Annotated in this window: 15 protein-coding genes and 3 CRISPR repeat arrays (1 of these 18 cut by a window edge); of the genes, 6 read left to right on the plus strand and 9 right to left on the minus strand. The window is 67.6% G+C overall.

All coding sequences use genetic code 11. From position 1 onward, the window contains the following. Positions 1-1,355: a CRISPR direct-repeat array (repeat unit 29 nt; unit sequence GCGCTCCCCGCTCAGGCGGGGGTGATCCC) (it extends 2,947 nt beyond the left edge of the window). Positions 1,356-1,448: 93 nt separating this feature from the next. Then, positions 1,449-1,722: direct repeats of the CRISPR family, unit length 29 nt. A gap of 91 nt (positions 1,723-1,813) precedes the next feature. Then, a CRISPR array of direct repeats spans positions 1,814-2,575; the repeat unit is 29 nt. Between the two features lie 333 nt (positions 2,576-2,908). The 3 genes from LRX77_RS01610 to LRX77_RS01620 all read right to left on the minus strand — a co-directional run bounded on the left by LRX77_RS01610 (position 2,909) and on the right by LRX77_RS01620 (position 5,328). Beyond that, complete coding sequence (locus LRX77_RS01610; protein ID WP_231831108.1) at positions 2,909-3,655, minus strand: hypothetical protein; 747 nt, start codon at positions 3,653-3,655, stop codon at positions 2,909-2,911. 320 nt (positions 3,656-3,975) lie between these two features. After that, a complete protein-coding gene (locus tag LRX77_RS01615; protein WP_231831109.1) occupies positions 3,976-4,482 on the minus strand; it encodes a DUF7927 domain-containing protein in 507 nt (168 codons plus the stop codon). 48 nt (positions 4,483-4,530) lie between these two features. Next, positions 4,531-5,328 (minus strand): hypothetical protein, encoded by a 798-nt coding sequence (locus LRX77_RS01620; protein WP_231831110.1) that lies wholly within the window; start codon positions 5,326-5,328, stop codon positions 4,531-4,533. A 258-nt stretch (positions 5,329-5,586) separates the two neighbouring features. Between LRX77_RS01620 and LRX77_RS01625 the strand changes: the two genes are divergently transcribed. Genes LRX77_RS01625 through LRX77_RS01640 form a run of 4 tightly spaced genes read left to right on the plus strand, consistent with a single transcriptional unit; the run spans position 5,587 to position 10,145 of the window. Further along, a complete protein-coding gene (locus LRX77_RS01625; protein ID WP_231831111.1) occupies positions 5,587-6,795 on the plus strand; it encodes a nucleoside hydrolase in 1,209 nt (402 codons plus the stop codon). Continuing rightward, positions 6,792-7,718 (plus strand): histidine kinase, encoded by a 927-nt coding sequence (locus tag LRX77_RS01630; RefSeq protein WP_231831112.1) that lies wholly within the window; start codon positions 6,792-6,794, stop codon positions 7,716-7,718. Before LRX77_RS01625 ends, LRX77_RS01630 begins: the two co-directional genes overlap by 4 nt. Continuing rightward, a complete protein-coding gene (locus tag LRX77_RS01635; RefSeq protein ID WP_231831113.1) occupies positions 7,715-8,527 on the plus strand; it encodes an energy-coupling factor transporter transmembrane component T family protein in 813 nt (270 codons plus the stop codon). The genes LRX77_RS01630 and LRX77_RS01635 overlap by 4 nt, the downstream gene beginning before the upstream one ends. Continuing rightward, complete coding sequence (locus tag LRX77_RS01640) at positions 8,520-10,145, plus strand: ATP-binding cassette domain-containing protein (protein WP_231831114.1); 1,626 nt, start codon at positions 8,520-8,522, stop codon at positions 10,143-10,145. The genes LRX77_RS01635 and LRX77_RS01640 overlap by 8 nt, the downstream gene beginning before the upstream one ends. On the opposite strand, the gene LRX77_RS01645 is transcribed toward LRX77_RS01640, so the two are convergent. From LRX77_RS01645 to LRX77_RS01660, 4 genes are read right to left on the minus strand one after another with little or no spacing between them, the layout of a single operon-like run. Then, positions 10,139-11,920, minus strand: a complete 1,782-nt coding sequence (locus tag LRX77_RS01645; RefSeq protein ID WP_231831115.1) for a TCP-1/cpn60 chaperonin family protein — start codon at positions 11,918-11,920, stop codon at positions 10,139-10,141. The genes LRX77_RS01640 and LRX77_RS01645 overlap by 7 nt on opposite strands. Further along, positions 11,917-13,029 carry an alcohol dehydrogenase catalytic domain-containing protein gene (locus tag LRX77_RS01650; RefSeq protein WP_231831116.1) on the minus strand — a complete coding sequence of 371 codons (1,113 nt, stop codon included), beginning with the start codon at positions 13,027-13,029 and terminating at the stop codon, positions 11,917-11,919. The genes LRX77_RS01645 and LRX77_RS01650 overlap by 4 nt, the downstream gene beginning before the upstream one ends. A gap of 47 nt (positions 13,030-13,076) precedes the next feature. Further along, positions 13,077-13,505 carry an FmdB family zinc ribbon protein gene (locus LRX77_RS01655; protein ID WP_231831117.1) on the minus strand — a complete coding sequence of 143 codons (429 nt, stop codon included), beginning with the start codon at positions 13,503-13,505 and terminating at the stop codon, positions 13,077-13,079. Beyond that, complete coding sequence (locus LRX77_RS01660) at positions 13,505-14,323, minus strand: N-acyl homoserine lactonase family protein (protein WP_231831118.1); 819 nt, start codon at positions 14,321-14,323, stop codon at positions 13,505-13,507. Before LRX77_RS01660 ends, LRX77_RS01655 begins: the two co-directional genes overlap by 1 nt. A 120-nt stretch (positions 14,324-14,443) precedes the next feature. Here LRX77_RS01660 and LRX77_RS01665 point away from each other — a divergent pair, with 120 nt between their 5' ends. After that, positions 14,444-16,279 (plus strand): helix-turn-helix domain-containing protein, encoded by a 1,836-nt coding sequence (locus tag LRX77_RS01665; protein WP_231831119.1) that lies wholly within the window; start codon positions 14,444-14,446, stop codon positions 16,277-16,279. An 84-nt stretch (positions 16,280-16,363) separates the two neighbouring features. After that, positions 16,364-17,527, plus strand: coding sequence for an LOG family protein (locus LRX77_RS01670; RefSeq protein WP_231831120.1), 1,164 nt, complete (start codon positions 16,364-16,366; stop codon positions 17,525-17,527). On the opposite strand, the gene LRX77_RS01675 is transcribed toward LRX77_RS01670, so the two are convergent. Both LRX77_RS01675 and LRX77_RS01680 read right to left on the minus strand, forming a co-directional pair. Next, on the minus strand, positions 17,496-20,222 hold the full coding sequence (locus LRX77_RS01675) for an AAA family ATPase (protein ID WP_231831121.1): 2,727 nt from the start codon (positions 20,220-20,222) through the stop codon (positions 17,496-17,498). The two genes, LRX77_RS01670 and LRX77_RS01675, sit on opposite strands and share 32 nt — an antisense overlap. Next, positions 20,219-21,529, minus strand: a complete 1,311-nt coding sequence (locus LRX77_RS01680; RefSeq protein ID WP_231831122.1) for a metallophosphoesterase family protein — start codon at positions 21,527-21,529, stop codon at positions 20,219-20,221. Before LRX77_RS01680 ends, LRX77_RS01675 begins: the two co-directional genes overlap by 4 nt. Between the last annotated feature and the right edge of the window lie 25 nt (positions 21,530-21,554).

Here is a 21,554-nt window from a genome sequence, read left to right on the forward strand (position 1 = left end):
GGGGTGATCCCGTTTCCCGGATGGGTCGCCAGAGTGGTTGGCGGCGCTCCCCGCTCAGGCGGGGGTGATCCCGCCGGCTCGCGTGCACCCGCCACGCCATCGGCGCGCTCCCCGCTCAGGCGGGGGTGATCCCGCGGCCGCCGCACCACCGAGCAACGTCATCGAGCGCTCCCCGCTCAGGCGGGGGTGATCCCGACACCGTCTTTGTCACGGAACCTCGCGCGGGGCGCTCCCCGCTCAGGCGGGGGTGATCCCGTCTACGTCTACATGAGCTCGTCGGTGACGCGGCGCTCCCCGCTCAGGCGGGGGTGATCCCCAGCGAGGGCCTGAACAGAGATCTGGAGGTCTGCGCTCCCCGCTCAGGCGGGGGTGATCCCAATCGACCAGCTCGCTCAGAGATCAGGGCTCGGCGCTCCCCGCTCAGGCGGGGGTGATCCCGTCAGTCCGAGCTGCTTCGCGTAATCGAGGAAGCGCTCCCCGCTCAGGCGGGGGTGATCCCTCTTTGCGGCCCTCGAGCTGCACGGCCACGGAGCGCTCCCCGCTCAGGCGGGGGTGATCCCCACGAGGGTCATTCTAACCGCGAAGGTTGATGAGCGCTCCCCGCTCAGGCGGGGGTGATCCCCAGCTGCATCTTCCCCCGCTTTCTGAATGCCCGCGCTCCCCGCTCAGGCGGGGGTGATCCCGGGTCGGCGACCGTACCAGGGGGGGTGAGTGAGCGCTCCCCGCTCAGGCGGGGGTGATCCGTGGCGTGATAAGGGCTCGACCACTCGACGCAAGCGCTCCCCGCTCAGGCGGGGGTGATCCGCGGTAGCGCAGGCACTCGGGCGCAGCGCCCACGCGCTCCCCGCTCAGGCGGGGGTGATCCCTGCGGCACGAGGCCTTCGACACCGAGGCGATGGCGCTCCCCGCTCAGGCGGGGGTGATCCCTTCCGGGTGATGTGCTTGCCGCTAGTTGCGTAGCGCTCCCCGCTCAGGCGGGGGTGATCCCGGCAAAAACGCGCTTCTTGAGGTGCGTGAGCTGTGCTCCCCGCTCAGGCGGGGGTGATCCCCGCCTGTTCCGGTGGTTGACGTATGACGCGGCGTGCTCCCCGCTCAGGCGGGGGTGATCCCACGCTTGATGGCTACTTCACCAAGGCGACGGCGTGCTCCCCGCTCAGGCGGGGGTGATCCTCGGACGCCGTGCGGCCCCATTCGAGCGCGTTTGTGCTCCCCGCTCAGGCGGGGGTGATCCGTCGACCACCGGGGCTTCACCCGGCAACGACAGGTGCTCCCCGCTCAGGCGGGGGTGATCCCGCATAGGCGATCGACGGGGTCACCTCGCCGCGGTGCTCCCCGCTCAGGCGGGGGTGATCCCGCGTCATAGCCTACGACCTCTCACAAACCATCGTGCTCCCCGCTCAGGCGGGGGGTGATCCCTGAGTTTGTGCACGACCTGAACCACCACCCGAGTGCTCCCCGCTCAGGCGGGGGTGATCCCCACCATCAGAGTATGGGTGTGAACGTTTAGACGTGCTCCCCGCTCAGGCGGGGGTGATCCCTACAATATTCTGCATATGACCACGATTCTAAGGTGCTCCCCGCTCAGGCGGGGGTGATCCGACCACGGATGGCCTCTGCGAACTTGTCAGACGGTGCTCCCCGCTCAGGCGGGGGTGATCCGTAGGACTGCACGGCGGCGATCTCCGGTTTCGAGTGCTCCCCGCTCAGGCGGGGGTGATCCTGCCGTGCCGGGCAAGTCGCGGGTGATGGTCGAGTGCTCCCCGCTCAGGCGGGGTGATCCCAGCATGCACGCACAACCGGGCGGGCGGCCGGCGTGCTCCCCGCTCAGGCGGGGGTGATCCGCGACGGCCCCACCTCGTCCACGTCCAGCTCGTGTGCTCCCCGCTCAGGCGGGGGTGATCCGGAGCCACGGAATACGCCGAGACCTTCGAGCGCGTGCTCCCCGCTCAGGCGGGGGTGATCCCGTCGAGACGACTCGGAGCGCTTCACGGCCTTTGTGCTCCCCGCTCAGGCGGGGGTGATCCTGGTCAGCAGGTCATCGACCGTCATTGTCACGTGTGCTCCCCGCTCAGGCGGGGGTGATCCCGGGGAGCCTTGGCTGATCGACCTGAACCAGTAGTGCTCCCCGCTCAGGCGGGGGTGATCCCGTGTCGATGACGGCGACGTCACCGGGGGCCCGGTGCTCCCCGCTCAGGCGGGGGTGATCCGCTGGTCTACGAGCTCGCGAATGGCTCTGGTCTGTGCTCCCCGCTCAGGCGGGGGTGATCCGAAGCACGACGGCACCCTGCACCTGCATCAGGAGTGCTCCCCGCTCAGGCAGGGGTGATCCGCGCAGAAGGGAAGCTTGTCCTCGCGACATATAGTGCTCCCCGCTCAGGCGGGGGTGATCCCCGGTTGTTGAGCCTGACGCCGAAGAGCACCACGTGCTCCCCGCTCAGGCAGGGGTGATCCGTTCTCTTCGCAGGTGGTCTCTGACCGTGAGGTGTACTCCCCGCTCAGGCGGGGGTGATCCCCGTGACGTGCTCGCACGTCTGCGCGCCGCCGCAGTGCTCCCCGCTCAGGCGGGGGTCATCCCAAACCGTCCGGGTCGGCGTCGAGCCGACCATGGGGCTCCCCTCTCAGGCAGCGGTAGTACCTGCGACGCAGCATCGCAACACGCCCGCGTCCCAGGCCCCGGGCTCAAGCGGGCGATAGTCCAAACCCGTACTGCAAAGTGCACGGGCCGACAGCGTGTCATTCATCGGGGCTTTAGGAACTCTCGCCTCAGGTGAAGACCTCCAGGAACGCGTGGGTTATCACGGCAAGTCCACACATCAGAGGTCCGACCCCGCCCGTCAGCCGCAAAGAAGCTCTCCGCAAGCCGTTCTCTGTGAGGGCCCGTACCGCCAGAACCGCGTCCGAAGCCGATTCACACCAGGCGAAGCCATAAGCTGCTCGTAACGTCTAACCGAGTGAATACATGATCGGTCCGACAAACAGCGAGGAATGCAGAATGCAGGCGCTTCATTTCACACGATTCGACATGAGCGAGCAGGGGTCGGCCAGCCCCCCCCTGTTCGCCACGAAGGATGCACCACGCACTGGCATCTACATCCTCGAGTTCGCCGATCAGGCTCGCTATGTGGGGCAGACCGTCGACATCGTCACCCGGTACGCCGCTCACCGCCGGCACCACGGTGATGTTGTGGCACTCAGATTCGCCCCGTGCCCGTCCGACGAACTCGACCAGGCCGAGCGCTCCGTTACTCATGAGCAGGAACAACATCATCAGCTGCGCAACACACTGCTCGCTGACCTGCCGGGCGGTGGCGGCGACCTGACCGTGGCCCTTGCTGAAGAGATCTGTGTAACGCTGCCGTGGAAGCGCGCACGCCGCACCACCGTCGCAGACGAGTGCGATAGTCGAAGGAGGCGCGCGTGGCAGCTTCAAGCCTGTGACGACTGGTCCGCGCTGGGCACCACACTCGCCCGATACGTCGATCAGACGGTGCCCGCACCAATCACCACTGCCGGGCAGCTCTGGACGGTCAGCGCGCTCCCGACGACCAACAGACGTGCTGAGGATCATCGTCTGATCACGCTGAGCTGCGGTCGAATGGAGACACTCTACATTCGACAGCTCACTGACAATGGAGAATTGGTCATCGGGGCACATTTCAACTTGCTCACTGATCAGCCTGGATTTGATCGGAGTCGGCGCTCTGCCTCACGCCCACTGAACTCTGCGCCCACAGAATTACGGAAAATGTCACCAAGCGGGCATCGAATCATGCTGAATGCCGTCCAGCAACATCCAGGCATGGAACATTCCACGTCTCGATGCGCGCACACGACAAGTTTCTCCATCGATTCAATCTCGCCCAGCCGGGGGGCAACAGAAGAAGGGCCCACGATCTCGACGAATCAAGGTCCTGGGCCCTTGCCCTCACGGCGATGTGGCCGAAGCCACGATCTCACCACGTTCTCATGCCGCGATCAGTCGCGTGCACCAGCCTTCTCGTTGCGCCGACGAGCAGCAGCGGTAAGGCCGAGACCTGCAGCCGCAACCAGGCCAGCGATCAGGGCCAGCCCCGCTGCACCGGTGTCGGTGCCGGTTCGGGCCAGCTTGCTGCCTTCTGTGCCAGTCGGCTCGGCAGGCGTCGCAGGCGTCGTCGGCTCAACAGGCGTCGGCGTCACCGGTGCCGGCGGTGACGGAACGTGCTCAGTCGTGCAGTCAGCCGTCTGGCTGGCGGTGTCAGGCACGCAGTTTGGCACCACTGGAGGAACACCCGGAGGCACATCGCCGCCGCCGGTGACGACGTTGACGATCTTGTCAGCGTCGTTGGCATCCTGATTCACGGTCACCTGGTAGGTGATCGTGGCAGTCTGCCCCGGAGCGAGCGTGTCTTCCCAGTGCAGCTTGCCCGTCGTCGTGTCTACAGCGGGTGCCGCTGCGGCGTCACCCTCGATCGTCGCCTGCGCCGATCCGTCGACACATGTCATGTGTGAAGACTGAAGTCGGGCGTATCCCATCAGTCATGATGTATCTAGCTACTGGCCCACTGGCGGCTGCACAGAGATCTGGGCCCCGTGATCGTAGTAGTGCGCGGCGAACGCACTGCTCACGCCGGCGAACACCCCAGTGCCCTCGGTGCCCAGCGGCGTCCAATCAGGCCGAAAGAAGACTGCAGCATCCTGCACCTGCACGCCGCCCAGCGTCAGCGTGCCCTCGCACCTGACCGGCACGGCCCCGGCCTCAACGCCGCCCTCTGAGCGCAGCTCCGCGCGCTGGGCATCCACCCGCCACGACGGGCACGACGCGATGCCGTCGGCGATCGCCTGAGGATTCATCGTCGCCAGAGCCACCTGCCCGGCCTGTGCCACGATGACCTCGACCGGGTTGCTCGACGACTCATCACCGTGCACCCATCCGTCGCCGAGGTCTGCCCACGTCTCGCCACCGACCGAGACGACCCGACTCTCGGTGCCCCCGACCGAGCTGGTGCCAGAAATGGCCAGCTCAGGCACGATGACCACATCGCTGTGCCCGGTCTGCTCGCCAGCGCTGTACTGGGTCGACCGCAGCGTGCCCGCCTGTGCGAGTCCGTCGGCCAGGCACGGCCCGAGCTGGGCACCAGCGATGACCCCCTCGGCGTCAAGACGCAGGTCAGCGCAGGATGCTGGCGCAGCAGTGCGTGACTCCTCACCTGAGCTGCTCGGCGAGGTGCGCTCTTCGGAAACTGCATTCTGCTCAGATGAAGTGTCCTGTCCGCCTGCGCTGCAGGCAGCCAAAGCACCTGCCGCGAGCAGCAGGGCGGCGGTGAATGCTCCGACTCTCGGCAAGGGCATGGGGTTCCTCTCGCTGGGCGTACTCTCTGCCGAGACTATCCAAGCAGACGGGTTCACCCCCGTTCAAGCGGCGGCAGCACGGCCGCGAATCCCGGTGCCGCCCGCACCTGGGGTGCCAGAGCCTTCATCGAGTTTGCAGAAGTGCGTCTTGTCGAACACTCATGAGCAGCTTCTCTGCAAACTCGATGCGCCTGCGAGCGTTCTCACGTCGATGTCTCTTCGCACGCGCCGCTTTCACGCAGCGGGCACAATAGACCCATGTTCGAACTCCCCACGCCCCGCACCCTGCCGATCTTCGTCGACTGCGATCCAGGCATCGACGACGCGATCGCACTGGGCTACCTGCTCTGCCAGTCAGACGTCGACATCACCGGCATCGCCGCGAGCGCCGGCAACGTCTCAACAGACCTCGTGCTGCGCAATGTGCTCGGCTGGCTCGAGCTGGCGGGCCGCGGCGACATCCCGGTGCATCGCGGCGCCGATCGCCCGATCGCCTGGCCCACCGCCGAGCACTCCCCCGAGCCCGACTACGCCGACGACACGCATGGTGCGTCCGGCGCCGGCTACGCGCAGCTGCCCGAGCCGTCGTTCGCCGCGAGCGCGGTGCCTGCGGCGGATGCCTGGGTCGCCGCCGCCCGTGAGCATCCGGGCGAGCTGGTCGGCGTGGTGATCGGCCCCGCCACGAACCTGGCGCTGGCTCTGCGCATCGAACCCGAACTGCCGCACCTGATCAAACGCCTGTTCATCATGGGCGGAGCGTTCAACTACCGGGGCAACACCTGGCCCACCACCGAGTGGAACGTCACGTTCGACCCGGAATCCACCGCCGAGGTGCTGGCCGCATTCGGCACGGCCGCGCACCTGCCGGTGATCGCACCGATCGAGGCGACGGAATCGGTCGTGATGACGCCCGAGCGCCTCGAGCGCCTGCTCACGCCGGGGCAGGCTGACGCAGCCGCGGCTCCCGCCTCTCCGACCGCTTCCCTCGCGGCCGACACGGCCAGCGCACCAGCCGCAGCCCGCGAGCCCAGCCCAGCTGCTGCATCCCCCGCATGGAACAGCTGGCTCGTGCAGCTCGGCGAGGCGCTGCGCTTCTATTTCGAGTTTCACGAGGCCGACGGCCACGGCTATCTCGCGCACATCCACGACCCGTATGTCATGGCCGCCGCCATCGAATGGGCACGGCGACACCGAGGTTCCTCTGCGGCGCATCGCGGGTGCACAGACACCGCTCGGGCGCAGGCTCTCGCGCTGGGCGCGCCCGAGCACGGCATCCCTTGGGCCCAGACGAAGACCGCAGCAGTCGACGTCGAGCTCACTGGAACGCTGACTCGAGGCGAGACTGTGGCAGACTGGCTCGGTCGCTGGAACCGCCCCGTCAACGCCGAGCTCATTCGCAGCATCGACGCCGAGCCGTTTCTCGACCACCTCATCACCACCCTGAAGAAAGGCCCTGCACGATCATGACCAGACCCGACACCTCTGCCCGCAGACCACAGTCTGGGCAGGAGGCCGCCGCTTCGACGACCTCCGCAACACCCCAGACCTCATCCCCCGACCGCAAATCCACGCTCTCGCCGACGGCCGCACCGCAGACTTCTTTCGCGACGGCCCCCAAATGGCCGCTCGCCTTCGTCGGCGCCGGCGGCCTCGTGATTCTCATCACCTACTTCGCCGTCCTGCTCACCCAGCCCGCAACGCTGGGGCAGGATCTCGGCGACACCACGCTCTGGGTCATGCTCGGCTACCTCGCCGGCGCAGCCCTGATCGTCGCCGGCACCGTGCCGCTCATTCCCCGCCGTGTCTACGGCATGATCCCGGTCGCCATCGCCCTCAACGTCGTCATCGGCCAGGTCGTCGGCACGATGACCCCCGTTCCTCTCTATCTCGACTCGATCGGCACCGTCATCGTCGGCGTGCTGGCCGGGCCCGCAGCCGGCGCGCTCACCGGCGTGCTCAGCAACCTCATCTGGGGCGTGACCCTCGGCCCGTCGGTCATCCCGTTCACCGCCGGCGCCGCATTCGTCGGTGCCGCCGCAGGCTGGGCCGCCCGTCTCGGAGCGTTCCGCCACCTCTGGTCGGCGATCATCGCCGGCGCCGTCATCGGCATCCCCACTGGAGCCATCGCCGCACCGGTCGCCGCCTACGTCTACGGGGGCGGGCTCGGAGTCGGCACCGGCGGCCTGGTCGCCACCCTGCAGGCGGCAGGCCTCGAAATGCTCAACGCGACGACCGTGCAGAGCCTCATCTCTGACACGGCAGACAAGGCGATCGTCTTCGTGCTGGCCTGCGTGCTGCTGCGCACTCTGCCGCAGCGGGTGCTGCGACGGTACCCGTTCACCCGCTGGTCGCTGCCGAAGTCTGCGGCGGCAGCCTCGGCAGACCGGTGACGGTTCCCTCCAGCCCCGCCGCGACCACGGGCCTGCACCCCAGCACCGAGATCGTGCTGGTCGTCTGCACGCTCGTGGTCGTCTACGGCATCTCGTCGCCGATCGTTCCCGTGCTCATCCTCGTCGTCAGCCTCGTCACCGCGATCTGGTCGCCCCGAGTGCGCGTCGTGCGCTGGATGCTGACGCTGCTCGTGATCACCGGGCCGATCCTGCTCATGGTCGGCATCATTCAGGGGCTGTTCTATCCCGGAGAGCACAGTGCTCGGCTCTGGGAGTGGGGCCCGATCGCGGTCACCGTCGACGGTCTCGCTGTGGCGGCGCAGCTCTGGCTGCGCCTGACCGCGACTGTCGCGGTGTGCGCGCTCTTCGCCTTCGGCACAGATGCGGCGCGTGCCTTCGACGGGATGCTCGGCCTGCGCGTGCCGGTCGGCGTCGCCTACATCTGCTCGTCAGCGCTGAGCCTGATCCCGTTGTTTCAGACGCAGACGTCGCGAGCGGTGGAGGCTCGTGCCGCACGCGGCTGGCGGGTGTCGCGGCTGCGCACCCGCGTGGCGCTGCTGCCGGGCATTCTCGCCGGGCTGCTCACCTCGTCTCTCGTGCAGCTCGATCAGCGGCACGAGACGCTGACGCAGCGCGGCCTGGGTGCATCGGCACGACCGACCCCGTTGCAGGATCATCACGATTCGCGGGGGCAGCGAGTGCTGCGCTGGGCGGCGCTGCCCGCCGCAGTCGTCTTGGTCGTCGTGTCGGCCGCCGGCTGGCTGCCGCTGCCCCTGACCTCAGAGCTGCTCGGAGGCCTCGATGTCTGACCCCCGCGCTCCCCTCTTCGAGCGCCAGACTGCCGACCCAGGCGGGTCTGACGCCCTGGTCTCGCTGAGCGATGTCTCATACCGACACCCCGATGCCGAGCACTTCATATTGCAGCACCTGCGTCTGAGTCTGTCTGCCGGCGAGATGTTGGCCGTGCTCGGCCCGCAGGGTTCGGGCACCACGACGCTGTGCCGCCTGATAGCAGGGCTGACGGATGCTGACTCGGCCATGATGTCGGGCGCGCGCCGCGTGCGCACCACGGCTGTTCAGGGCATCGCCATCGGCATGCTCGGCGACGACCCTGAGACGCAGCTGACCGGCCTGACGAGCTTCGTCGACGACGAGGTGCAGCTGCCGTGCCGCCTGCACGGAGTCGCACCGGATCATGCCCGGCAGGCGGCGGCAGAGGCGATCGACGCGCTGCACATCCTTCATCTGCAGGGCAGGCGCCTCGATACGCTCTCAGGCGGTGAACGGCAGCTGGTCGCTCTCGCAGCGCTGATGTCGCTGCGCCCGCGTGTGCTGGTGCTCGACCAGCCCACGCTGTCTCTCGACCGCAGGGCACGTGCTCACCTCGTGACCGCGCTGAAGCAGCACTGCTCGACTGGTGGCGCCGTGCTCGTCACCGGGCATCAGCACGACGAGCTCAGCGCGGCGGCGTCACAGGTGCGCTTTCTCGACGCTGGCCGTCTCACCCCTGCCCATGACCCAGGCGTTCTTGACGACGCGACGTTCACCGCTCACGGCGTCTGGAACTCGCTGATGCCGGTGCACACGACCGATGCCGCACCTGAACGCGCCACAGGCATGTCACCGCCCGAGGCGAAGGCGAAGGCGAAGGCGAAGGCGAAGACATCGTCGCACGGCAAGGCGTCCGACGTCGCCAGCACGGCGCTGCTGCGCGTGCGCGGGCTCAGCGTCGTTCGGCTGCAGACGCCGGTGCTCACCGATCTCGACCTGACGCTCGCCCCCGGTGAAGTGGTCGCCCTGCGCGGCGCGAACGGCTCGGGCAAGTCGACTCTACTGCGGGCGCTCTGCGGCCTGCTGCGACGCGACCGACACGCCAGAGTCTCGGGAAGCATCCTCGTCGGCGACCCCGATGCGAGTGGCATGGTCGCCCTCGAACGCATGCCCGCCGAGCGCCGCGCCGGCTATCTGGGCTGGGTCGGGCAGGATCCCGGGGCGCAGCTCTCGGCCTCTACCGTGCGCACCGAGCTGACGCGCTCGACACCGCTGCCATCGCGACGGGCCAGGTCTCGGCAGGAGGGCTCTCGACAGCGGGCGTCTCGCCGCGCGCTGCACGAGCAGCGCGCAGCAGCCGTTGACGCCGTGCTCGAGATGATCGGGATGACCGGGCACGCACTGACGCATCCCTATGATCTGAGCCCGGCCGAGCGCAAAGACGTCGTGATCGCTTCGGCGCTGCTGCTGCAGCCCCGGGTGCTGCTGCTCGACGAGCCGACCATCGGCCGCGATCAGCCCGCGATGCATCGGCTCGACGGTGTGGTCCGCTCGTTCACCGCTGCAGGAGGCGCCATTCTCGCAACCACACACGATCATCGATGGGCGGCTACGATCGCCGATCGCTCGATCGAGTTGAACGCACAGACTCAGTGATGCGCATGCCCCGTGGCTGTCTCGGTGAATCGAACGTTCTGCGCCTGCATCGGCACCACGGCTTCAGAGGTGAGCAGCGTGGTCGCCGCCGATGCGGCAGAAATGATCGCCTGCCGCACGGTCTCTGCTGAGTCGATCACACCCGCCTGCCACAGATCGCACCACTGATTGCGCCGTGCGTCGTAGCCGATCGCTCCCGGCAGCCGGCCGGCCATCGATGCGTCAATCGCGGCCAGCTCTTCGAGCTGCCGTCGCACGATCGAATCCCCGTCACGGCCGGCGTTGACGGCGATGCGCCGCAGAGGAACGAGCAGCGCATCGGCGAAATCCTCTGCGAATGGGTCGCCGTCGCGCAGTGCACGGGACACCGCGGCCAGCGCCACGCCCCCGCCGACCACTGCGCCACGGCGGATCGCCGAACGGGCCGAGTGCAGGGCGTCCTCGATACGGAGCACCCGCTCGGTGCGCTCCCACTGCGTCGGGGCGTGAACGCGCAGCACGACGGTGCGCCCCGCGAGTCTGGCCAGTCTGACCTGGAGCTGTTCGACATCATATGGATCGCCGTGCGTGAGGCGCTGATGACGCAGATCGCCGCGCAGCTGCCGCACGCGCGCCAAGATGCGGTGGGGGGCTCCGGCTCCCCCTGTGAAGGTGGCCTTCGCACGTGACACGCCCGCTCGGTCACCGGCGTGGACACCGGTGGTGGCTGCTCTCGGCACCACGACTCGACGTGCGCTGCCCAGATCGTCGGTGCGGCAGCCTCGCAGAGGCCGGTCATGACCGCCGAGTACCCCGCTGCCCAGGACCCTGCCGCCCACGGCTGTGGCCAGGTCTTCGAGCAGGTCAGACCGCCGCAGGCCCAGGCTCGGAGCCACCAGTGGAACCGGCTGCAGACCGGCGTCACGTGCGTTCGCCCACAGCATCGCCCGAGCATCCTCGCTGAAGCCGTGCGCCACGATCACGAGTGCACGCCCGCTCTGGTGTGCGATGGCGGCAGCGGGAATCAGCTGCTCGCCGCTGGCGATCTCTGCGTCGACGACCGCGATCAGTGGTTCGTCCAGGCTCAGCTCGCCGGCGAGAGACGCAGCCGCGAAGCCGCTTCCGCGTGCCGGGAGATGTTCGAAGCGCTCATCGGCCAGTCTCATGTCGAGAGCCATGCCGGCAGCTGTCTCGCACTCGAGCCCCGCGCTCTCAGCGGCCAGTGTCGAGACGCCGACGCCCAGGGCGCCCTCTTCGACGGTGACGATGCCCTCCTTGCCCGCACGGTCCAGTGCCAGCGCGACGATTCGGCCCACGTTCGCGTCGCCAGATGCCGCCGTCGCGATCTCGGCCACTGCCGCAGTGGTCTCGACGGGCTGTGCCTGCACACCGACCAGCGCGACTGCGCGTTCGGCGGCCTCGCGCAGACGGCGGGCGACGGTCAGCGGGTCTGAGCCGGCTTCGATGCGACGCTCGCCGGCACCGATGAGCGCTTCGGCCAGGAGCGTCGCCGTGGTGGTGCCGTCACCGGCTGCATGATCGGCGGTCGTGGATGCTGTGCGGAGCAACCGGGCACCCATGTCTGCCACGGGGTCGGCGAGGTGCACGCTGCGCGCGACCGTCGCGCCGTCGTTGGTCGACATGACGCGACCGTCGGGCAGTTCGACGATCACGTTGCGCCCTGCCGGCCCGAGTGTCGCGCCGACGAGTCGGCTGAGCGTGCGAACACCGCTGAGCAGACGAGCCCGGGCCTCCTGCCCATGCAGGATACCCGAGCCCGCGACGCTGACCGTCACGCGTCTGGGAAGTCGATGATCTGGCGAATCGCCCGCCCGGAGGCCAGCTCGTCCATCGCCTCATTGATCTGTGAGAGAGGCTTGTGCGAGCTGATCAGGTGTTCCAGAGGCAGCCGCCCCTCGCGCCAGAGCTGAGCATACTTGGGAATGTCGCGCGCGGGCACGGCCGACCCCAGATAGCTGCCGGTGATCGTGCGAGCCTCACCGGTGATGCCGAGCGGTTCGATCTCGGCCAGCGCCCCGGGCGCGGGCAGACCGACGGTGACGGTGATGCCGCCCACACCCGTCAGTCTGACGGCGGTCTCGAATGCACGCGGGTGCCCGGCTGCCTCGATCACCACCGGCGCCTTGATGCCCTTCTCGATTGCCTCATCGGGCGTGTAGACCTCGTCGGCGCCGAAGCTCGACGCCTGCTCGAGCTTCGCCGGCAGCGCGTCGACGCCGATCACCTTGCCGTTGCCCAGAGACAGCGCGGTCAGCAGAGCAGCCACCCCGACGCCGCCCAGCCCCACCACGATCACATCGTCTCCCGGTTTCGGCTTGCCGGCGTTGATCACAGCTCCGCCGCCGGTCAGCACCGCGCAGCCGAGAACGGCTGCGATCGCCGGAGGCACGTCGTCTTCGATGGGAACGACCGACTTGCGGTTCACGACCGCGTAGGTCGCGAACCCTGAGACGCCCAGATGGTGAAAGACCGGCCTGCCGTCACGGTGCAGGCGCATCTCGTGTCCCAGCAGCTCTCCGGCGTTGTTGGTCTCGGTGCCCACCACGCATGGCAGTTTGCCGTCGGTGGCGCAGCCCTCGCACTCCCCGCAGCGCGGCAGGAAGGTCATCACCACACGCTGCCCGCGTTCGACATCGGTGACGCCCGCGCCGACCTCGACGATGCGTCCCGCGCTCTCATGCCCCAACAGCATCGGCACAGGGCGCGGCCTGTTGCCGTTGACCACTGAGAGATCGGAGTGGCAGAGCCCGGCCGCCTCGATCTTGACCAGCAGCTCGCCGGGGCCGGGTTCGTCGAGCTCCAGCTCAGAGATGGTGATCGGCCGAGTCTCGGCATAGGGGCCGGGGCGTCCGATCTCTTCGAGCACAGCACCTTTGATCTTCATCGATTCACTCCTGTTCGGTCGTTCACTTCAGTTCAGTTCAGTTCAGTTCAGTCGTTCAGCTCGTCGAACATGTCACGCTCGGCCTGTTCGCGTCGCAGGTCCTGCGCCTCGCGCAGAGCCTGCGCGACGTCTTCGCCAGCTCGCAGCGGGCGCTGCTCGAAGACGCCCTCATGGGCCAGCACCGGCCGTCGGTCGCCCGCGAGCTCCGGGTAGCGTTCTTCCAGCCGTTCGCGTCGCTGCGCCTGTGCGCGCCAGTGATCGATCGTCTCGCGGTCGCCTCGGTCGGCCGCGAGCCAGGTCTGAGGCAGCTCGGCCTGAGCCGGGCCCGGGCCGCAGCTGCCGGTGACCAGCGGCGACGCGAGCACTCGCGCCCCCGACGAACCGCAGTCTGGACAGACCGGGTCGGCGCTCGTGTGCTCATCGACGAACGACTCGAAGTCGTGTCCCTGCGTGCACCGGAAGTCGTAGAGGATCATCAGCTGTAATAGCCGCCCTCTGGAGCGAGCCGCAGCTGTTTGCGCTGCTCGGGGTCATGCCCGAAGATCAGCTGGGCCTGCGTGCGGTCGGCGATGCCGCGCAGCTTCTCCACTGACTCGAGCCACTTGACGCTGTCCCAGACGATGCCCGCTCCGATCGCCGGCGGGCCGTAGCTCTCGCCCAGATAGACCGCGTCAGAGGTGAAGATCTTCGTACCGTCGTTCGGCAGGTCGACTCGCAGCGACATGGTGCCCCAAGTGTGCCCCGGCGTGAAGATGACCGAGACCCCGGGCCAGATCTCTTCATCACCCGAGACGGCCTCGATCTTGACTCCGTCGTAGTCCGACACGAGGTGCGCGCCCTTGAAGACGCCGTCGATGGCGAACGCGCCGGCGATCTCATCGGCGTTGGCGACGATGCGCGTGCGCTCCGGGTTGAACAGCTTCGTATTGGCCGCATGGTCGAAGTGCAGATGCGAGAGCACGAGCACATCGATGTCGTCCGGGGTGAGCCCCAGATCGGCCAGCGCGCTGTCGAGATACCCCGGGCCCGTCGGATCCTCTTTCACCGGGAAGAAGTCCTGGAAGCCTGTGGGCTGCCACCGGGTCTCCCAGTCACGCGGAACGCCGGTATCCCACAGGAGTCTGCCCTCGGGATGCTCGACCAGCACGGCGTGCGTCGGGCAGTCGTCCCAGCGCGGCTTCTGATCCTTGTGGTTGCGGTCGGCGATGGTGCTCCCAGCTTTCAAGAGCAGCCACGTATAGTCGCACTCCATGACCCCAGTCGACAGAATGTGCACCTTCATCTCGTCTGTCATAACAACCGCCTTTGCCTGTCGTGACGAGCTCGATCAGCTCGAACTTGAACATCATTATGGCGGGAGCACATCAGGCAGACAATGTGTTTGACCACATAGATCTGCATATAGCATGTGCTCATGACACACTCCGAGATGCAGCCGCTCGCCCATCTACTGCAGATGCTCGCCCGCAGCGCCACTGGCACGGCATTCCAACGGGCAGTCGAGCAGGCTGAGGCAGCCGGCACGCACGCAGACCTGATCGACTCCATACGCCAGGTCAGCATCCAGCAGCAGATCGCCACACGCCGTGAGTCGCTGCGTCGCCTGCTCTATGACACGGCGACAGAGATGACCGCCATACGCGACGTCGAGTCGATTCTCAAGGCGATCGTGCGTCGAACCAGGTCGCTGCTCGCCAGTGACATGGCGTACCTCAGCCTGAACGATCATGTGCAGGGCGAGACCTTCATCCGCATGGCCGACGGCGTGGTCACGCAGGCGTATCGCAGCATCCGCATGCCCCTGGGCACTGGAGTGCTCGGTCGCGTCGCCACGGGATCGGCACCGGTGCAGACAGTCGACTACCTGAGCGATACCTCGATCAGCCGCATTCCCGACATCGACACGGCGGTCGCTGCAGAGGGAGTCAAGTCGATCATGGGCGTGCCGCTGGTCGTCAGCGGCCGGGTGATCGGTGCCCTGCTCGTGGCGAACAGATACGAGCACATGTTCAGCCCTGAAGACGTCTCGCTGGTGGAATCCATGGGCAGCCATGCCGCTGTGGCCCTGCAGAACGCACGCATCTTCAGCGAGCTGACCGACGAACTGTCCGCGGCCCGTGCCGAGCTGATCGAGAGCAGAGCGACCGGCGCCCAGCAAGAGGCTGCCGTCGCCCTGACGACGCGATGTCTGACCGACCTCGCCGACGGCGGCGAGCTGCCCGATCTGCTGCGCACGCTGAACGAGGTGCTGGGCGCGGAGATCGCCGTTGCCGACCACCGTGAGCATCTTCTGGCGGGTTCGGACGATCTGTTCCGCCTCTGGCGGTCGTCGACGTCGGCCGAGGGCGCGGTCACGGCACGGCCCATCATGGTGCGCGACGAGCAGATCGGCACGCTGCTGACAACGGCCGGCCCCACGGTGACTGATCCCGTGCTCGACCGGGCGGCGGCGTTCATCGCGATCTCGATCACGCACGAGCACTCCCTGACCAACGCGCAGCTGCACCACGAGTCGGAGCTCATCGACGATCTGCTGGGCAAAGACCTGCGGGTGACGGCAGAGATCGAGCAGCGTCTTGAACGTCACGACCTGCGCCCTGACCAGCAGATGAGCGTGCTCGTGGTCGACTTCGGCGCGGGCGGCCGTCTGCGAGGACTCTTCGAGCTGCGCCGCATGTACGTCAGTCAGGCGCTGGTCAGCGCCCATGCCGATCATGTCTGCGTGATCACGACGCAGCCGGATGCGCGCGATCGTGCCGAGACGATGCGACAGCGGCTGCTGGAGCTCGGTCTGCACACGACGGTGGGCGTCAGCGAGCCGGCGACCGACGTGACGAGGCTGCGGCAGGCGCATCATGAGGCGCATCTCATCGTCGACGCCCTGCATCGTCTCGGGCGGCAGGATGTCGTGGCCGATCGGGCCGGCCTGGGGGGCGTCGGTCTGCTGCTCGGCGTCACCGATGCCGAGCTCTCAGATGAGATCGTGCAGCGTGCGCTGGGCCCGGTACTCGAGTACGACTCGTCGCGAGGCACGGCGCTCGTATCGACCCTGGCCGTCTTCGTCGACGAGAACCTCGCGTCGGCAGAGACGGCACGCAGACTCGGGGTGCATCCCAACACCCTGCGCCAACGTCTCAACCGCGTCGATGCACTGCTCGGCAGCTCGTGGCGCACGCCGGGCTGTCTCACCGAGCTGTACCTGGCCCTGCGCATCGCTCAGCTGCGTGGCCTGGCCGAATCACCGCACTAGCAGTGCCGACACGAACACCCCGGCCGCGTCTGCTGCCACGGTGTCGTTCACCCGCCGGTCAGCTGGTCGTGCCATGCTGGAGGCATGTGTGCACAGTCAATCCACCAGACCGTCGCTCCGTCGGCTGACGGTTCCCCGGCGACGCTCGCAAGCCACCTGCAGCAGGTGCGTGATCTCATCGCAGAGAGCGGCATCACGGATGATGCCGATCTGGTCGAGCGCATCATCGTCGACAGCCTCGGCCTCGGCGCAGACGGCGCCGACCGGCTGAATCTGAAGATCGCCTCAAGCGCCGTCTCTGAGATGCGGCAGGCCTTCCAGCTCTTCGCACGCTTCAACGGACGCCGAAAGGTGACGGTCTTCGGGTCAGCGCGCACCAAGCCCGACGATGTGCTCTATCAGATGGCCCGAGACGTCGCCGAACGCCTGGCCGCGAAGAACTGGCTCGTCGTCACCGGAGCCGGTCCGGGCATCATGCAGGCGGCCACCGAGGGCGCGGGGCCGCACAGTTCGATCGGCGTGGCCATCCGCCTGCCGTTCGAGTCGCCGAACCCGACCTTCACGGATGAGACCAACCTGGTGAGCATGAAGTACTTCTTCACTCGCAAGCTCATGCTGGTCAAAGAGTCGCAGGGCTTCGTGTGCATCCCGGGCGGCTTCGGCACACTCGACGAGCTCTTCGAACTGCTGACTCTGCAGCAGACCGGCAAGTCGGTTCCCACGCCGATCGTGCTGCTCGACCGGCCCGCCGAGACGGCGCGGGCAGACGCGCCGCACCTTCGAAGCAGCATCGGCTACGACCCGGCTGACGCCGAGACTCCCCCACGACCGATCGGCGCGTTCTGGGGCGGCCTGCGGCGCTTCGTCGACGAGCAGCTCATTCCGTCGGGCGTCGTCTCGCCAGACGACCTCGACCGCGTGCTGATCACCGATTCGGTCGACGAGGCGGTGCGCGAGATCGCGCACTTCTGGAACAACTACGACTCGCTGCGCTGGGTGGGAGGCCGGCTGATTCTGCGGCTGCGCAACGCACCGACCGACGATGAGATCGATGATCTGAACCGGCGGTTCTCGTATCTGACGCCGGATGCAGCCATCTGCCCGACCGACCCGCTGCGGCCCGAGGTGCGCGACCAGGACAAGATCGATCTGCCTCGTCTCATGCTCACCCCCGACCCGAGACAGATCGGTCACCTGTTCCAGCTGATCAGGGCGATCAACGATCTGCCGAGTGCTCCGCGCGAGTGAGATGCACCTGCTTCGCCCCACCGATGCGGGCGAAGCGTCGTGGCTGGCAGGTCAGCACGATGACTTGTGCCGAACCGCCCAGCTGGCTGAGCACCACATTCAGCATCTCCAACCGGTCAGGGTCGGCGAAGCCGAGGGTATCGTCGAGCACGACGGGCGCGCCATCGTCTGATGAGACGAGTTGCGCGCAGGCGAGTCTGCCGATGAGCGCCAGCTGCTCTCGCGCACCGGCCGACAGTGAGTCGAAATCGATCTCGCGCCCGTTGAGAGTTCTCGACGTGATCTGCAGCGACGGGCTGACCTCGACGGCGAAGTCACGCCCGAAGACGCTGCGCCCCAGCTGCTCGATCTGCTTTCGGAACGGTGCCACGTAGCGCTGCTGGGCCTCATCGCGGTGACGCAGCAGCGTCTCGCGCAAGGCGAACACCGCCTGCGCCGCGCGGTCGATTCGCACCAGGTGCTCATGCGCCGTCACGAGGTCGGTTCGCACCGCCTGCAGGCGGTCGTAGATGCCTTCTGCCGCCAGCAGCTTGAGCCTGCCCTGCAGCTCGTCTCGCTGGGTGCGCACGTCGTCGAGTTCGGCGGTGGTGCTCTGCACCAGCCGTCGCGCGTTCTCGGCTCGCAGCTCGATCTGCTCGGCGTCGGCGTCCTGCAGACGCCGCTTCGCCCGTTCGGCCGCTTCGACTGCCGTCTGCAGAGACTCGCCTGCCCGATCGACGCACTCGTCGAGGGCGACGTCGGTGAGCGAACGCCGGTCGGCCTCGACTCTGGCGGTGAGACGATCGTGCTCGCCGACCACGGCCTTGTGCGATTCACCGGCTCTCACCGACGCTGTCGCCGCTTCGGTCAGTCGCTCCTGCGCACGCGTGTTCGCCTGCTGGGCGAGGGTGAGCTCGTGCTCGGCGTCTTCGAGCCGGTCATCTGCCGCCGACGAGCGCGCTTCGAGTTCGGCGAGATCGACCGCATCGGGCCGAACCCGGTCTGCGGGTTCGGCCTGCTCTGCGGCTTGACTCGGCTCGTCTTTGCTCTGCTCATCTGCACTCTGCTCGTCTGCACTCTGCTCGTCTTCGCTCTGCAGCCGGGCACGCAGTGTTTCGACGCGAGTGCGCAGTTCGGCGATCGCGAGCGAGACATCCGCGTCGACCGAGAGCAGCGCCCGCAGCTCGGTCTCGGCCTGCTGCCGTTCGGCGGCTGCCGTGCGATGCAGTTCGGCAGACTTCTCGGCGTCTTCGCAGGTGGCGACGCCGTCTCTGCGCAGAGCGCGTTCGAGGGCTGACTGCGCGCGCTGCACATCGGCGTCGAGTTCACTGGCCTTGGCCGCCGGCGCGACATCGACGCTGACGATGCCGTCGACCTCGATGCGCACGTGATCGTGCACGGCGATCTCACGGCTCTCGTCGGCGTCGAGCATGGTGCCGTCAAGCCTTACCTCATGGTCGCCGAGTCGTGTGGCCGTGATCTGTGCGGCCGCCGCGTCGCGCGTTCGCGTCGCCACATGCACCTCGGTCTGCAGCTTCGTCAGCCGTTTGAGCAACTTATCGTCGATGTGCTGCACCCGCAGCACGGCCTCGGCCGAACGCAGCCGCGCCTCTGACGAGGTCGCACGCTCCAGCTGGGCGTCGAGCCGAGTCAGCTCGTCATAGTCGCGCCGTCGGCTCAGCGCCCGTTCGCAGCGACGTGCCTCTCGGCGCGCGACAGCCAGATCCGTCGTCGCCGAGGCCACCCGGTCGGCCGTCTGCTCGGCATGCGCCTGTGCCTCGGCACGGCTCTGCTCCAGCCGTTGCGCATCGAGACGCTGCCTCTCGGCCTGTTCGCTCAGATCGTCGAGCTCATCGTTCAGGGCACGCCGCGCCGTCTGCCGGTCGTGCAGCGCGTTCAGACGCTGCTGTGCATTTTCCCGCTCCCGCTCGGCAGCGGCCGACCCCTCTTGCAGAACACGCAGCTCTGCACTGCTGCGGGTCAGCGCGGCGACGTCTGTGCGTGCCTGCTCCAGCCGCTCGGTGACGTCGGCGACCAGACGCCGGCAGGCGGCATGGGCGTCAGCGGTCTCGTCCATCTCGCGGCTGCGATCGTGCAGATCGCGATATAGCTGCGCCAGATCTGCCAGCTGCTGACGAGCGTCTCTGACCATCTTGACCGGTCGGCCCGTGGGGCTGAAGTACCTGACGTACTCGTCATCGACGCGAGAGACCAGCTCGTCATAGCCGTCGAAGTCGTCGGACGAGGTCTCGAGGGCGGTCTGCAGGGCTGGCAGCTGCGCCAGCTCGGGCTGGTCGAGCGAGTCGCCCTGCTGCACCTCCAGGGCATGGAGCAGCCCCAGATCGACCGTCTTGCTCAGAATCTGCACGAAGCGATCGTGCGCATCGTCGCCAGAGAGTGACTCACGTCTTGGAGCGGTCACGGTCAGCTCGGTGATCGGCTGCACGAGCCAGCGCTTGCGCATCGACAGCGTGTACGGGCCGGTCTGCATCTCGATGGCGACTTCGGGCCCGGCATCGCGGCCCACCGGCTGCACGTTCTTGATCGAACGATGCTTCGAGCTCGCTTTGAACTCGCGCACCAGCCGCATGGCTTCGAGCACCGACGACTTGCCGACCTCGTTGGGGCCCTCGACCACGGTGACGCCTGGCGCGAAAGCGATCGTGCGATGACTGATGCCACGAAAGCTGATGAGCTCGATCTGGGTGAGTCTCATCGCGCACCCCCGGTCAGCCGGTACAGCAGCGAGAGCGCGTCTTGAGCGGCTCTGGCACCCGATGCGGGCTCCTCGTCGGCCTCGTGGCCGCCGGCAGCATTCAGCGCAGCTTCGACGGCTCGGTCGAATTCGGAATCTGACTCGCTGTCACCGTCGCCGTCGGCCTCCCCGACCGCGGTTTCACCGCCACCGCCGCGCCCGCCCGCCTCGTCGGCGCTCGACGGGTCAGCCGACGGGTCATCGGCTCGTCCGATCAGCTCGGCCAGCGCCGCCGAGGCGAAGCCGGTCAGGTGCAGATCTGAGAAGTCACTGCCGTCGGGTCGCACGACCAGATCACTGTGACTCTCCCAGATCTTGACCAGTGCGAACAGATCGCCGAATTCGTCGATGAGCGCATCGAGGCGAGCGCGCGACGAGGTCGAGAGTGTGCCCTGCAGCGTCAGCCACACAGCGGTTCGAGCCTTGTTCGAGATCTGCTCGAGGCGAGCGCTCAGTCGAGCGAGGTCGTCGAGATCTTGCAGAGTCTCGGCGATCGTCTCAAATCGCCACGCGCCCACGTGCACGCGTTCGACCTGCACGCGCTGCGCCAGATCGGCATGGGGGTCGACGTCGATGACCAGCACGTTGCCCGGGTCGGTCTCTCGGCGCGCGGTCACCTCGGGCGTGCCCGGGTACCAGATGCCACTGGCGACCTCTGTGGTCGCATGACGGTCGCCCAAGACGGCGACGTGCACCAGTCCCGAGGCGAGCAGGGTGCTGAGTGCGGCATCGTCGATCGTCGCCGGGTCGGTCGCGTCAGGGTTCAGCGTCGCGACGGCCCCGTGCGCGGCCACAACCCGTGTGACGCCGGACGCCGGGGGCACCAGACCGGCGCAGGCTGCGGCGACGAGGTCGGCATCAGGCCGTTTCGAGAACCAGGGTGCCCCGATGAGTTCGACGTCTGCCGCCACAGCCACCGGAGTGCTGTCGCGAATGACGTGCACGTGTTCGGGTCGTCGGCCCGCGAACTCCTCCGAGTCGTAGATCGAGGCGGAGTCGAGCGGGTCGTGGTTGCCCGGCAGCAGGTAGATCGGCACCGTGGAGTCGCGCAGTGCCTCGAAGGTGCGGGCGATGACCGAACGATCGAGCTGGTTGGTCTCGAAGACGTCGCCGCACACCACGACGAACTGCGCCTCCCGCTCGGCCGCGAGGCGGGTGATGCGCTGCAGCACGTCGAAACGCGCCTGGGCGAATCTGGGCCGTGCCTCGGGCTCGAGAAAGCCTGCGGTCATGCCGAGCTGCCAGTCTGCCGTGGCGAGGAATCTCATGCCGGAAGTTTAACGGCTGCCACCG

Source organism: Pseudoclavibacter sp. 13-3, assembly GCF_021168475.1.
In the GTDB taxonomy this organism is placed as follows: domain Bacteria; phylum Actinomycetota; class Actinomycetes; order Actinomycetales; family Microbacteriaceae; genus Pseudoclavibacter_A.